This is a genomic window from Caulobacter sp. DWR2-3-1b2 (genome assembly GCF_049896345.1).
Taxonomy (GTDB): domain Bacteria; phylum Pseudomonadota; class Alphaproteobacteria; order Caulobacterales; family Caulobacteraceae; genus Caulobacter.
Genome location: NZ_JAFCUC010000001.1, coordinates 715,415 through 729,310, shown reverse-complemented (window position 1 = coordinate 729,310; position 13,896 = coordinate 715,415). Strand labels below are relative to the sequence as shown.

Genomic DNA, 13,896 nt, shown 5'->3' with positions numbered 1-13,896 from the left:
GAGGAGAAGGTGGCGGCCCAAGGCCGACGGATGAGGGGTCGCGCGCAGCTTTCCGCAGCAGGCAGCCGACTCTTTCATCGACCCCTCACCCGACCTCGCTCCGCGAGGCCACCCTCTCCCGCAAGGGGCGAGGGAAAGTGCTCGCTGATCCGTTGACCCCTTCCCCGGCTTAGGTTCAAGTCCACCCCAATACGCGCGAGTTGGGGGACTACGGGATGTCGACGGACGAGACGCCGCCGGTGAGCGGACGCGAAGCCATCGCCGCCCGTTGGGCCCAGTTCAAGAGCAAGATTCCGCCAAGCCTGAAGTCGCCCCTGGCGGCCGTGGCGCTGGGCGCCCTGGTCGTTGGCTTCGGCGGCGGCTTCGCCGTGGGAAAGGTCTCCGATCTCGGCTGGTTCGGTGGCAAGTCGGCCGCGACGGCCACCGCGCCCAAGGCTCAGGCCTGGTCGCTGTTTGGCAAGCCCCGCTCCGCCAACGCCCCGCGTCGCGGCGTTCCCAAGCCCGAGGGCTTCGCCGTCTGGCAGAGCCGCATCGACAGCTCCGGCGCCGCGCCGATGGCCTGTATCCGGATGAGCAAGGCGCTCGACCCGTCCAAGCCCTATGCCGACTTCGTGCTGCTCTCGCCCGATATCGGCCACCAGCCGGCCGTGCGGGTAAAGGATGACGAGATCTGCGTCGGCGGCGTCGGGTTCACCGACCATCGCGTCACCCTGCTCAAGGGCCTGCCCGGCCGCAACGGCGAGACCCTGGGCGCCAATGCCGATGTCGACTTCACCTTCGGGGAGAAGCCGCCCTATGTGGGCTTCGCCGGCGACGGCGTGATCCTGCCGCGCGAGGAATCCGACGGCGTGGCGCTTGAGACCATGAACGTCTCCAAGCTGGCCATCGAGGTCTGGCGGGTGTCGGACCGCAACCTGGTGCGCAAGTCGATCAGCGCCCCCGACCCGACCGGCGAGGGCGACTATGCCAGCGACTATGGCGACGACAGCCCCGACGACGAGGGCCGCCAGGTCTGGAAGGGCGTCATCAAGGTGGATAGCGCGGCTGGCCAGAAGGCGACCACCGTCTTCCCGCTCGGCGCGGTGCTGAAGGAAATGAAGGCTGGCGGCTATGTGATCAAGGCGCGCGATGCCTCGGGCGGCCGCAAGCCGGAAGGCGACGAGGAGCCGGCTCCGGCCCAGGCCCGCCGCTGGATCATGTTCACCGACATGGCGCTGATCGCCTATGATGGCGACGAGTCTCTCGACGTCGTGGTCCGCTCGCTGAAGACCGCCAAGACCCTGTCGGGCGTGCGCGTGGCCCTGGTGGCCAAGGACGGCGAGGACTTGGCGCAGGCCAAGAGCGACGCCGACGGCCGGGTGCGCTTCCCCCGCGCCCTGATGGACGGCGAGGGCGCGTCGCATGCCAAGATGGTCATGGCCTATGGAAACGATGGCGACTTGGCGGTGCTGGACCTGGACCGCTCGCCGGTCGACCTGTCCAAGCAGGGCGTGGGGGGCCGCACCGAATCGGACGGCGGGCGGGCCGTGGCCAGCGACATCGACGGCTTCCTCTACGCTGATCGCGGCATCTATCGCCCTGGCGAGACCGTGCACCTGACGGCCATGGTCCGCGACCGGCTGGCCAAGGCGGTCAATGACCGCAAGGGCTATATCCTGGTCAAGCGCCCCTCGGGCGTCGAGTTCCGTCGCTACGCCTTCAGCCGGGCCGACGCCGGCGCCGTGCTGGCCGACATCGCCCTCCCGCGCAGCGCGCCACGCGGCCGCTGGACCGCCGTGCTGATGATGGAGGGCGTCGAGGCGCAGGCGGGATCTCTGAGCTTCAGCGTCGAGGACTTCGCCCCGCAACGCCTGGCGGTGACCGCCACGGGCCAGGAGTCCGTACCGATCGCCGGCGGCCAGGCGCGACAGATCGACGTCTCGGCCCGCTTCCTCTACGGCGCGCCGGGCGCGGGTCTGCAGACCCAGGGCGAGGCGCGGCTGAAGATCGACAGCGATCCGTTCCCGCAGTTCAAGGACTTCCAGTGGGGCGACGCCCTGACGCCCTTCGACGAGAAGTTCATCGAGCTGGGCACGACCGTCACCGACGGCGACGGCCACGCCATGCTGAACCTGGGGACGAGCGACGCGGCCGACACCGCCCAGCCGCTGGTGGCCTCGGTCACCGCCTCGGTGTTCGAGCCCGGCGGCCGTCCGGTGCGCGAGAACCTCGAGCTCAAGGTGCGCGGCAAGCCGGTCTATTACGGGGTCAAGGTCGAGCAGGGCGACGCTGGGCGCGGCGATCCGCCGGTCGGCCTGGAGATGATCGCGGTCAACGCCGCCGGCGTCCGCGTCGGCGCGACGGCGACCTACACCCTGATCAGCGAGAACTGGAGCTATGACTGGTTCCAGCAGGACGGTCGCTGGCAGTGGCGGCGCACCAGCCGCGACGCGGTGGTGGCCAAGGCCACGGTCAATATCGGCGCCGGCCAACCCGCGCGCTTCAACCGCCGCCTCGGCTGGGGCGACTATCGCCTGGTCGTCGAGGGGGCCGATGGCAGCAAGACCGTCACCAAGTTCTCGTCCGGCTGGGGTTCGCCCGCCAAGGAAGGCGAGGCGCCCGACTTCGTGCGGGTCAGCGCCGGGACCAAGAGCTACAGCCAGGGCGACACGGTGGAAATCGCCATCAAGTCACCCTATGCCGGCCAGGTGCAGGTGGCGGTCGCCACCGATCGCCTGATCGACTTCAAGACCCTCAGCGTTGGCGAGAACGGCACGACCGTGAAGCTGAAGACCTCGGCGGCCTGGGGTGGCGGGGCCTATGTGCTGGTCACGGTGATCCAGCCGCGCGACCCGGTCAGCTCGCCCAAGCCCAAGCGGGCGCTCGGCCTGATCTATGTGCCGCTCGATCCCAAGGGCCGCAAGCTGACGGTGGATATCGGGACGCCGGTGAAGCTGGACTCCAAGGCGCCGGTCGAGATCCCGATCAAGGTGCAAGGCCTGGGCTTTGGCCAGAAGGCCAAGGTCACCATCGCGGCCGTGGACGAAGGCATCCTGCGCCTGACACGCCAGGACAGCCCCGACCCGGTGAAGTGGTACTTTGGCAAGCGGGCCCTGACCCTGAACTATCGCGACGACTACGGCCGCCTGCTCGACCCGAACATGGGCGCGCCGGCCAATGTCAATTTCGGCGCCGACGAACTGGGCGGCGAAGGCCTGACGACCACGCCGATCAAGACCGTGGCCCTGTGGTCCGGCATCGTCGAGACGGGGCTGGACGGCAAGGCGGTGGTCAAGCTGCCGGCCGCCGACTTCAACGGCGAGTTGCGGATCATGGCCGTGGCCTGGACCGACACCGCCGTCGGCTCGGGCGCCAAGGCGATGACCGTGCGCCAGCCCGTGGTCGCCGACCTCAACCTGCCGCGCTTCCTGGCCCCCGGCGACAAGCCGATGGCCACGCTGGAGCTGCACAATGTCGAGGGCAAGGCCGGGGCCTATACGGTCGAGGCCTGGTCCACCAACGGCATCGCCGTGGCCTTCAAGAAGATCATTACCCTGATGCTGGGCCAGCGGGTCGCCGAGAAGATTCCCTTCCTGGCGCCCAATGTGACGGGCATCGGCAAGATCGGCTTCAAGGTGGCCGGGCCGGGCTTCAACACCAGCAAGGACTACCCGATCCAGACCCGCCTGGGCTGGGGCGACGTGGTGCGCACGACGACCGAACTGGCCCAGCCGGGCGAGACCTATACGCCCGACTATCGGCTGATGTCGGGGCTGGCGGCCGGCGACGTGACGTTGCAGGTCAGCTATTCGCCGATCCGCGGCTTCGACCCGGCGGCGATCGCCGTGGCCCTTCAGCGCTATCCCTATGGCTGCACCGAGCAGCTGGTCTCGACGGCCTATCCGCTGCTCTACGCCCAGAGCGTGTCCAGCGATCCCAAGCTGAAACGCAACCCGGCCATACTGGCCGCGGCGGTGGGCAAGCTGCTGGACCGCCAGACCCTGGACGGGGCCTTCGGCCTGTGGCGGGTCGGCGACGGCGAGGCTGACGCCTGGCTGGGCGCCTACGCCACCGACTTCCTGGTCGAGGCCAAGGGCCAGGGCATAGCGGTGCCCGACGAGGCGATGGACAAGGCGCTGAACGCCATGCGCCAGATCAGTCGTCCCGACAGCTGGACCTCGATCTCCTACCGCACCGAATATCCAGAATGGTGGGCCGCCAATCCCGACGCCTCGAAGAAGGCGACGGAGCGCATGCGCCGCCGGGCCTCGGCCTACGCCCTCTACGTGCTGGCCAAGGCCGGGCGCGGCGACCTGGCGCGGCTGCGCTGGTGGCACGACGTGCAGATGAAGGACGAGGACCAGCCTCTGGCCAAGGCCCAGGTGGCGGCCGGCCTGGCCTTGATGGGCGACCAGGCGCGGGCCCGCTCGGCCATGCGCCAGGCGGTCAAGTCGCTGGGCTGGCGCGACGAGAGCGACTGGTACCAGAGCCCGCTGCGCGACGTCGCCGCCGTCACCGCCCTGGCGGCCCAGGCCGGCCAGATGGACGTGGCGCGGCAGCTGCAGGGCCGGCTGGAGAACGTGGTCAAGGATCCGGACGCCCTCAACACCCAGGAGCAGGCGTCGCTGCTGTTCGCGGCCAGCCAGCTGCTGAAGGCCTCGGGTCCGATGACCATCGACGCCCAGGGCGCTGTGGCCCTGCCGCCGGCCGGCGGTTCGCCGCGCTGGGCCGTGGGCAAGCCGACCGACGCTCACTTCACCAACCAGGGCAAGGGCGCCCTGTGGCGGACAGTCAGCGTTCGCGGCACGCCGATCCTGGCGCCGGGCGCGGCCAGCAACGGCTTGTCGGTGGGCAAGCGGCTGTTCTCGATGACCGGCGGAGCGATTGATCCCAGCCAGATTCATCAGGGCGACCGGGTGATCGTGCTGGTTTCCGGCCGCTCCATGCAGGCCCGCTCCACCGCCTTGGTGATAGACGACGCCCTGCCGGCCGGCTTCGAGATCGAGACCATGCTCGGCGCCGACGACGCCGGGAACGGCCCGTTCAAGTTCCTGGGCGAACTGACCAATCCGGATGTCCAGGAAAGCCGCGACGACCGCTACATCGCCGCGCTCGACCTGGCGGGCAACAAGCCGTTCGCCATGGCCTATGTGGCGCGGGCCGTGACGCCGGGCGAATTCTTCCTGCCTGGGGCGATCGCCAAGGACATGTACCGGCCGAGCCTCAATGCGCGCTCTGACGCGGGGCGGATCAACGTGGCGCCGGGAGGGTAGGGAGCCACTTGCCCCCACCTGACCGCTTCGCGGTCTGTCCGCCCCATAGGGGGCGGAGTTCGCGCCAGGGCGCTCTTCCCCCTATGGGGGAGGAGCGCCGAAGCCGCGGAGGGGGCAAGTCCGCCGCCGAATAGCGTCCATGTTCACCATCCCCCGTCTGACCCGCCTTCTCGTCGCCTTCGTCGCCGTCCAGGCCGCGCTCTTCGCCCTGAGCGCCGCCTTGCCGCCAGACATGGCGCGGGCCAAGCGCTCGTCACCCGTCGTGCTCGATCATCGCGGCGCCTGGCTGCGCGCCTTGCCAGTGGAGAACGGCCGCTGGCGGGTGCGGGCCGACCTCCAGCGCACGGACCCGACGTTTCAAAAGCGCCTGATCGCCGTCGAGGACGCGCGGTTTTACGGCCACCTCGGTGTCGACCCCTTCGCTTTGGCCCGCGCCATAAGTTCGGCGCTGATCCATGGCCACATCAGCTCCGGCGCCTCGACCCTGACCATGCAGACCGCCCGGCTTCTCGAGCCGCGCCCGCGCAACCTGGGCTCCAAGCTGATCGAAATGGTCCGCGCCGCTCAGCTGGAGTCGCGGTTGACCAAGCGCGAGACCCTGGCCCTCTACCTGACCCTGGCCCCCTATGGCGGTAATCTGGAGGGCGTTCGGGCCGCCAGCCTGGCCTATTTCGGCCATGAGCCGACCAGCCTGACCGACGGCGAGCAGGCCCTGCTGATCGCCCTGCCGCAATCGCCCGAGGCCCGCCGCCCCGACCGTCGGCCCGAAGCCGCCCGCCTGGCCCGCCGCGCCGTGCTCGACAAGATGGTCAAGGCGCGGGTGCTGACCGAAGCGGCGGCCAGCGAGGCCGACGCCGAACCTTTGCCCAAGCGCGGGGCCTTCCCGACCCTGGCCTGGCACTTGGCCGGCGACTTGGCCGCCGCAGCGCCGGCCAGCCAGCCCAGCGTGGTCTCGACCATCGACGCGGGGCTGCAGACGCGGCTGGAGCCGATGGCCGCCGCCGTGGCCGCCGCCCAGGGACCGGACGTCACCGCCGCCATCCTGGTGGTCGAGATCAAGGGCCGCGCCGTGCGGGCCCTGGTCGGCTCAGCCGGCCGCGACCGACCGGGGGGCTGGATTGACCTGACAGAGGCCGTGCGCTCACCGGGTTCGGCCCTCAAGCCCTTCATCTACGCCTTCGCCTTTGACGACGGGACCCTGGCGCCCGACACCCAGATCGACGACGCCGCCACCCGCTTCGCCGACTACCAGCCCGAGAACTTTGACCACGTCTTCCACGACAAGGTGACGGCCCGCGAGGCCCTGGCCTATTCGCTGAACGTCCCCGCCGTCGCCACCCTGGAAAAGGTCGGTCCCGAGGTGTTCGCCACCCGTTTGGAGAGCGCGGGCGTCAGGCTGGTGCGTCCCAAGACGGCGATCAAGGCGTCGGGCCTGGCCCTGGCCCTGGGCGGGGCGGGGATCACGCCGCGCGACATGGGCGTGCTCTACGCGGCGCTCGGCGACGGCGGTGTGGCCAAGCCCCTGGCCTTCACCCAGGCCGAGGCGAAGGCACGCGAACACAGCGGCGGAACCCGCATCGTCCGACCCGAGGCGGTGGCCCAGGTGCTCGACATCCTGCGCGAGGCCCCCGCGCCGCGTGGCCGTGCGCCCTCGGCCCTGACCAAGGGCGGACCGGCCATGGCCTTCAAGACCGGCACCTCCTACGGCTTCCGCGACGCCGTGGCCTGCGGGGTGGTCGGCGGCTATGTAATCATCGTTTGGACCGGCCGGGCCGACGGCGGCGCGCGGGGCGGACTGACCGGACGCGACGCCGCCCTGCCGCTGTTGTTCGACGTCGCCGACGTGGTCGGGGCGCCGGCCATCGCCCCACGCCCCATCGCCCCGAAGTCCGCGCCTGGCGCCCTGCAGCGGCTGCAACAGGCGTCGGAAGGCCCCCGCCTGATCTTCCCGCCCGACGGGGCGACGGTTCAGGTCGACGCGGTCGGCCCCCGGTCGCGGGGCCTGGTCATGGCGGCCGGCGGCGATAACCTCACCTGGTACGTGGCCGGCCAGCGCCTGGCCTCCGACCCGGTCAGCGGCAAGGTGATCTGGCGCCCCACCGCGCCGGGCTTCTATCGGCTGCGGGTGGTCGACGACCAGGGCCGCGCGGCTGCGGCGCGGGTGCGGATCAAAGCCCCGAGCATCGCGGCGAAGTAAGGAGTGAAACGATGAAGACTATCGCCTTCAGGGCGGCGCTGCTCGCCCCCGGTTTCAGCGCGGCGTCCTGTGCCTCGTGGGGCCATTGCCGCCTCGGAGAGCGGCGCGTCACTTGGGCGACAGGGCATGAAACCTCGCCGGAGGGCGTGGACGCCCTTATGGTTGCCTCACGTGCCAGCCGACCAGGGTCGGCCGACTGCTCCACGGCGAGAAGCGGATTCCTAATACCAAAAGCCGCTAGCTCTGGCTCCGACAGGATTCCCTGACTGGCCGGACAGTGATTCACTCTCCTGATTGCAAGGGAGATCGTGGATGTCCGCCATCAAGCTTCGGGTCGATTATGACGCGGCGCGGACCCGTCAGCTGGCGGCGCGGGCCAAGGATCCAGATCAGGTGCGGCGCCTGCTGGCGCTGGCGGCGGTTTATGAAGGCCGCAGTCGAGCCGAAGCGGCTGAGTTGGCCGGCATGGACCGGCAGACGCTGCGGGACTGGGCGCTGCGGTTCAACGCCCTGGGTCCCCGAGGGCTTGATCAACCGTCCGCCGCCAGGGGCGCGGCGCTGTCTGTCGGCGCAGCAGGAGCAGGCCCTGGCCGCCCTGGTGGAGGCCGGTCCTGCGGCGGCGGGACTGAAGGGCGTGGCGCGCTGGCGGTGTTGCGACCTACAGGCGATGATCGCCGAGCGCTTCGAGGTGCAGGTGCACGAGCGTACGGTGGGCAAGCTGCTCAAGCGGCTGGGCTTTTCGCACATCACCACCCGTCCCCAACACTATCGGCAGGACGTCCAGGCCCAGGTGGATTTTAAAAAACTTCGCAGGGGCGTTGGCGGGCATTCAGTCTGGCCTGACGCCCGGCACGCCTGTCGAGGTCTGGTTCCAGGACGAGATGCGGGTCGGTCAAAAGACCCACCGCACGCTGGTCTGGGGCAAGACCGGGACGCGGCCCCGCCAGATCGCCGACCTGCGGACCGGTTGCGCCTATCTGTTGGGGGCCATCTGCCCCGCGCGTGGGGTGGGCGCGGCCTGGGCCTGCGAGAAGGCCAACACCGCCGCCATGCAACTCCAGCTCGACGAGATCGCCCTGCAGGTCGCCCCAGGCGCCCATGCCGTGGTCGTCCTCGACCAGGCCGGATGGCACACCACCCAAAAGCTCAGACCGCCCGGCAACCTCACCCTGCTGCCCCTGCCGCCACGCTCACCCGAGCTCAACCCCGCCGAAAACGTCTGGCAGTATCTGCGACAGCGCTTCCTCTCCAACCGGGTGTTCGACGACGACGACGCCATCGTCCAAGCCATCTGCGAGGCCTGGAACAGCCTCATCGACGAGCCAGACCGCATCAAATCCATAGGACATCGCCAATGGGCCAAACGGGCCGCGGCCTCGGGCGCTCTGGACAAGGGGATGGAGGACATCGTCGCCGACGACCTGACGGTGACGTCGGAGGAGGTGATCCGGACCGACGCGGTGTCGGGGGCGCAGACCAAGGTCGTGACCTTCGCCGTCCGCACGCGCCGCGTGCGGGCCTCTGCGTCGGACGCGCTGGCCGGGCTCGATCCGCAAACGCTGGAGTATGTGGTCAACACCAAGTCGCAGCACGCCGGCCTGGTGGTGAAGGGCCTGACGATGACGATGACGATGACGATGACCGTCTGGTTCAGGCTGTCCGGCTGATCCGCGCCGAGAAGCGCACTGTGCTGCCCCTGAAGACCTGCGAGGAATCGGCCTGGCAGACGGTCGCCGAGCCCATCTGGCGAGCGACCTGGGACGCCGAGGTCGCCGGCGCCGATCCCTGGCACACGCGCGAGCTGGCCCTGGTCACCGGGCTGCTGCTGCCGGTGTGGAGCAGTCAGCCGAGCAAGCGGACCTTTGTCCGCCGTTTGAAGGCTCCGGACGGGCGGCGCTGGCTTGGGCGGGTTCTGGACCCCACGGATGTCACCAAGCTGAAGATCGCGCTTGGGATCAGCGACGTCGCCACGGCCGTCGGCTCCGGCGACAACGCGGCCAGTATGGTCCTGGGCGAGAACAGCTCCATCGCCCTGACGGGCGGGTTCTGGCTTCGGCGGGCCAAGGTGATGGACCGCTACCGCCTTGAGGTGGTCGGCGCCGGCTCCCAGCGCGCGATGTTCCAGGTGCTCGTAGGTTGTCGCGTCTGGGAGTGTGGCGGGTCATCGCAGGGCCTGGACCCCGAGCCCAAGGCGCCAGGGATGCGGGAGCGATTGCAAGAGGCCGTGGATCCGTCCTGTCGATGAGGGCACGAACCCGTCTGGCTGTTGTGACCTCGCCACCGCCCGGCGTCCCGAGACGGTCAACGGGCCGATGGGCTCCGCACCCCCGCTTCTCGCTGACGATCCGCAAGCCGGGGGGTTCGACGCAGAGACCCTGGTCACCATCGCCGCCGAAGCTATGCCACTCGGTGGGACACGATCACGCGCGATCAAGGTCGTTGTCATTTCGCGACGCTTCATGTCCAGGATATGGCCAGATGCCGGCCCGGCGCACACACGAAAACCCCGCGTGGAGAGGGGCGCCACGCGGGGTCTCGGGGTTTGTCATAGAGGGGTCTGTCGGCTGACCGGCCCGCGATAGAGGGGGCTGGGGGGGCTGTTCAGGACCTGAACCGCAGGAGTTCCGATCAGCCGACACCGTTAAACTGATGGGGCAAACAGGCGCTCGAAAGTCCGAATTAAGGTCATTCCGTGGCGGCGCGTGGCGAGCCGGAGACTTCGAAGAGGTCTGTAGCGCCATTGCAACGCTTGGAGGCGCGGACCTTGGCAAGACCTATCTGCGACACTCGCCATCGGGCCTGATTTGGGTTTAGGATTCGTCCGATGGCCCTGGATTCTCGCCCCGTCGCCGGCGTCGTGTTCTTCGAGCGTCGAGAGATCGACCAGCTCCTGCGGCTCTATGGCCGCATGGTCGCGGCCGGCGAATGGCGCGACTACGGCATGGGCGGGACGAGCGATCATGCAGCCTTCTCGGTGTTCCGCCACGCGGCCGAGGCTCCGCTCTACCGCATCGAGAAACACCCGGCCCTGGCCCGCAAGCAGGGGCAGTGGGCGGTGATAGGCCAGGGCGGCCTGACCCTGAAGCGCGGCCACGACCTGGCCCAGGTGCTGCGGATGTTCGACAAGGGCCGGTTCAAGGTGGTGGATTGAGGGGGCGTCTGCAGCGCTAACAGCCCAACAAAAAAGCCCCGGCGGTTTCCCGCCGGGGCTTCTGTGGTTTTAGACCGCTGGATTAGCGGCGGCTTCCCATGAAGTAGAGCAGGAAGCGGAACAGATTGATGAAGTCGAGATAGAGGTTCAGGGCGCCGAAATTGGTCGCCACCGACCTGGCCGTCTCGTCGCCGCCAACCTCGTAATAGGTCATCTTCAGGCGCTGGGTGTCATAGGCGATCAGGCCGGCGAAGATCAGCACGCCGATGGCGTTGATCGCGAAGACCAGCGCGCCCGACGGGAAGAAGATCGACAGCAGCGAAGCCAGGATCAAGCCCACCAGGCCGATGATCAGGAAGCTACCGAAACCGGTCAGGTCCTTCTTGGTCGTATAGCCTACCAGGCTCAGGGCGCCGAAGGCGATGGCGGTGACCAGGAAGGTCTGGAACACGCTGGCGCCGGTATAGAGCAGCACTACAGTCCCAAGCGAGGCGCCGATCAACGACACCACCGACCAGTAGATCACGCCGGCGGTGCGGGCGTTGATCGACTTCATCACGAAGCTGGAGAACAGCAGGATGCCGAGCGGCGCGAACGCCACGACGGTGCCGAGCAAGGTATAACCGACGCGGTTGTTGGTGACCTGGAACATCAGGTCGCGGACCGGCGGGTACGAGCTGGTCAGATAGGCCAGGGCGGCCGACAGCAGGAGACCCAGGCCCACCTTGTTGTAGACGCCGAGCATGAAACTGCGCAGGCCGGCGTCAACCGACATGTCGGCGCCGGCTCCGGGAAGCGGTCGCGCATAATCGCGGTTGAAGTCGTTCATCGCGGGAAAACCCTTCGAAAATTGCCACGTCCGTTGTGGACGCACCCTGAATATCGGGGCGAAGCCAGGATCATGCAAGATGTTGCGCTTCCCGTGGCGCTTGGCGATCCCTAGAAAGATTTTCTAGACCCTTTCCAGAGAGGCGACATGGATTACGTGGAACTCGGCCGGACCGGCATCCAGGTCTCGCGCTGCTGCCTGGGCACCATGACCTGGGGGTCGCAGAACCCGGAGGCGGAAGCCCACGACCAGATGGACTACGCTTTGAGCCAGGGCGTGACCTTCTGGGACACCGCCGAGATGTATTCCAGCCCGCCCACCCCCGAGACTCAGGGCAATACCGAGCGCCATATCGGCTCGTGGCTGGCCAAGACCGGAAAGCGCCAGGAGATCGTGCTGGCCTCCAAGGTCGCCGGTCGCGGCAGCGCCTTTGGCGGGCTGAGCTGGATGCGAAAAGATGGCGGCTCCACCCGCCAGACCCGCGCCCAGATCGACGAGGCGGTCGAGGGATCGCTCAAGCGGCTGAACACCGACTATCTCGACCTCTACCAACTGCACTGGCCCGACCGTCCGGTGCGGGTGTTCGGCGGCCAAACCTTCAAGGACTATGAGCAGGACTACGAGGCGTTCGGCGACATCCTCGAGGCGCTGGGCGCCCACGTGAAGAAGGGCACGATCCGGTCGATCGGCGTCTCCAACGAGTTTCCGTGGGGCGTGATGCGCTTTCTGGCCGAGGCGGAAGGTAGGGGTCTGCCGCGCGTCGCCTCGATCCAGAACGCCTATCACCTGGCCAACCGCACCTTCGAATACGGCCTGGCCGAGATCGCCATGCGCGAGCAGGTCGGCCTGCTGGCCTATTCGCCCCTGGCCCAGGGCGCCCTGACCGGCAAGTACCTGAACGGCGGCCTGCCCGAGGGTTCGCGCAAGGCGCTCTACAACCGCATGCAGCGCTATGAAGGCCCCGGCGCCGAGGAGGCGATCCGCGGCTATGTCGAGCTAGCCGCCCAGTTCGGCGTCGACCCGGCGGTGCTGGCCCTGAAGTTCTGCGACACCCGCCAATTCGTCACCGCCACCATCATCGGCGCCACCTCGATGGACCAGCTGAAGACCAATATCGGCGCATTTGATCTGAGCTGGACCGATGAGATGGAGAAGGCGGTCAACGCCTTGCATGCGCTGCAGCCGAATCCCTGTCCGTAGGCTCTGGACCTCCCCCTGTGGGAGGCGATCGCGCAGCGATCGGTGGGGGGCGTTTTAGGGCCTTCGATCCGGGTTGTGGTCGCTTGCCGATCACGCCCCACACCGTCGGCTTCGCCGACCCCTCCCCCACAGGGGGAGGACCGGGTAAGACGGTCCCATGATCCGCCTGTTCACCGCTGTCGCCATCCCCGCCGAGGTCGGCGATCACCTGCTGCCCCGGCGGCACGGGATCGAGGGCGCGCGCTGGCGTCCGCGCGAGGCGTTCCACATCACGCTGAAGTTCATGGGCGACGTGCAGGAAACCCAGGCCGCCGACCTTGACGAGGAACTGCAGGGCGTCGTTGCCCCGGCCCTCGATCTGTCCCTCGACAGCGTTGGCCACTTTGGCGAAGGCGCGGAGATCCATGCCGTCTGGGCGGGGGTCGCCGAGAGCCCCGACCTGCGTCGGCTGGCCAAGGCCAATGAGGCCGCCGCGCGCCGGGCGGGGCTGAAGCCAGAGGCCCGGCTCTACACGCCGCACGTCACCCTGGCCTATCTGAAGCGTCCGCCCGTCCCCGAGGTCGCCGCCTGGATCCAGGCCAACAGCCTGCTGGGCTCGCCGCCGTTCCGTATCGACCGTTTCGGCCTCTATTCCAGTTGGCGAACCAGCCAGGGCTCGGCCTATCGGCTGGAGGCGGAGTACCCGCTGGCCTGAAGACGCGCGGCGTCCGGAAGCGCGAAACGTTCTAGACCCAAGGCCCGCTTGCGGTTTTGCTCGACCCAGCGCCAAATCAAGCCGACGCTCGCCGAAACAGGAGCCTTCGCATGATCCTCTATGTCTTCGCCCTGCTGATTGGCGTGATCGCCGGCCTGCGCGCCATGACCGCTCCGGCCGCCGTCGCCTGGGGCGCTCACCTCGGACTGATCGACCTGCAGGGCACGCCCCTGGCCTGGCTGGGCGGGACAATCGCCACCTGGATCTTCACCGCCCTGGCGGTGCTGGAGTTGGTCGGCGACCAGCTGCCCAAGACGCCCAGCCGCAAGGTTCCGCCGCAGTTCATCACCCGCATCGTCAGTGGCGCCTTTTGCGGCGCGGCGGTCTGCCTGTCGTCGGGCGGCTGGATCGGCGGGGCCATCGCCGGCGCGGTCGGCGCGGTGATCGGCACGCTGGCTGGCGCGGACGCGCGCGGACGCCTGGCCAAGGCGTTCGGCAAGGACCTGCCAGCCGGTCTGCTGGAAGACGTCATCGCCGTCGGCGGCGCGGCCCTGATCGTCTCGGCCCTCTAGG

General features: G+C 68.7%; 8 protein-coding genes and 1 pseudogene. 8 read left to right on the top strand and 1 reads right to left on the bottom strand.

Annotated features, from left to right (window positions below; all coding sequences use genetic code 11):
- Positions 1 to 215: 215 nt before the first annotated feature.
- The 5 genes and pseudogenes from ACP694_RS03480 (at position 216) to ACP694_RS03460 (ending at position 10,600) form a co-directional block, all read left to right on the top strand.
- The gene (locus ACP694_RS03480; protein ID WP_426010437.1) at positions 216 to 5,252 is read left to right on the top strand and encodes an alpha-2-macroglobulin family protein; all 5,037 of its coding nucleotides are present in this window, start codon (positions 216 to 218) and stop codon (positions 5,250 to 5,252) included.
- Positions 5,253 to 5,391: 139 nt separating this feature from the next.
- Positions 5,392 to 7,449, top strand: coding sequence for a penicillin-binding protein 1C (gene pbpC / locus ACP694_RS03475; RefSeq protein ID WP_426010435.1), 2,058 nt, complete (start codon positions 5,392 to 5,394; stop codon positions 7,447 to 7,449).
- Positions 7,450 to 7,761: 312 nt separating this feature from the next.
- Positions 7,762 to 8,810: pseudogene (locus ACP694_RS03470) on the top strand (IS630 family transposase); the annotation flags it as partial.
- A gap of 326 nt (positions 8,811 to 9,136) precedes the next feature.
- Positions 9,137 to 9,694, top strand: a complete 558-nt coding sequence (locus ACP694_RS03465) for a hypothetical protein (protein ID WP_426010434.1) — start codon at positions 9,137 to 9,139, stop codon at positions 9,692 to 9,694.
- 579 nt (positions 9,695 to 10,273) lie between these two features.
- Positions 10,274 to 10,600, top strand: a complete 327-nt coding sequence (locus ACP694_RS03460) for a DUF2794 domain-containing protein (protein WP_426010432.1) — start codon at positions 10,274 to 10,276, stop codon at positions 10,598 to 10,600.
- Positions 10,601 to 10,682: 82 nt separating this feature from the next.
- On the opposite strand, the gene ACP694_RS03455 is transcribed toward ACP694_RS03460, so the two are convergent.
- Positions 10,683 to 11,429, bottom strand: coding sequence for a Bax inhibitor-1/YccA family protein (locus ACP694_RS03455; protein WP_426010430.1), 747 nt, complete (start codon positions 11,427 to 11,429; stop codon positions 10,683 to 10,685).
- A gap of 147 nt (positions 11,430 to 11,576) precedes the next feature.
- On the opposite strand from ACP694_RS03455, the gene ACP694_RS03450 reads away from it, so the two are divergent.
- The 3 genes from ACP694_RS03450 (at position 11,577) to ACP694_RS03440 (ending at position 13,895) form a co-directional block, all read left to right on the top strand.
- Positions 11,577 to 12,629 carry an aldo/keto reductase gene (locus ACP694_RS03450; RefSeq protein ID WP_426010429.1) on the top strand — a complete coding sequence of 351 codons (1,053 nt, stop codon included), beginning with the start codon at positions 11,577 to 11,579 and terminating at the stop codon, positions 12,627 to 12,629.
- 157 nt (positions 12,630 to 12,786) lie between these two features.
- The gene (gene thpR / locus ACP694_RS03445) at positions 12,787 to 13,323 is read left to right on the top strand and encodes an RNA 2',3'-cyclic phosphodiesterase (protein WP_426010428.1); all 537 of its coding nucleotides are present in this window, start codon (positions 12,787 to 12,789) and stop codon (positions 13,321 to 13,323) included.
- A gap of 110 nt (positions 13,324 to 13,433) precedes the next feature.
- Entirely contained in the window at positions 13,434 to 13,895 is a 462-nt protein-coding gene (locus ACP694_RS03440; RefSeq protein ID WP_426010427.1) for a DUF4126 family protein, read from the top strand.
- Position 13,896 lies beyond the last annotated feature (1 nt).

Coding starts and splice junctions, on each gene's coding strand:
- pbpC (WP_426010435.1), top strand. CDS start 5,392: ATGTTCACCATCCCCCGTCTGACCCGCCTTCTCGTCGCCTTCGTCGCC.
- ACP694_RS03480 (WP_426010437.1), top strand. CDS start 216: ATGTCGACGGACGAGACGCCGCCGGTGAGCGGACGCGAAGCCATCGCC.
- ACP694_RS03460 (WP_426010432.1), top strand. CDS start 10,274: ATGGCCCTGGATTCTCGCCCCGTCGCCGGCGTCGTGTTCTTCGAGCGT.
- thpR (WP_426010428.1), top strand. CDS start 12,787: ATGATCCGCCTGTTCACCGCTGTCGCCATCCCCGCCGAGGTCGGCGAT.
- ACP694_RS03440 (WP_426010427.1), top strand. CDS start 13,434: ATGATCCTCTATGTCTTCGCCCTGCTGATTGGCGTGATCGCCGGCCTG.
- ACP694_RS03450 (WP_426010429.1), top strand. CDS start 11,577: ATGGATTACGTGGAACTCGGCCGGACCGGCATCCAGGTCTCGCGCTGC.
- ACP694_RS03455 (WP_426010430.1), bottom strand. CDS start 11,429: ATGAACGACTTCAACCGCGATTATGCGCGACCGCTTCCCGGAGCCGGC.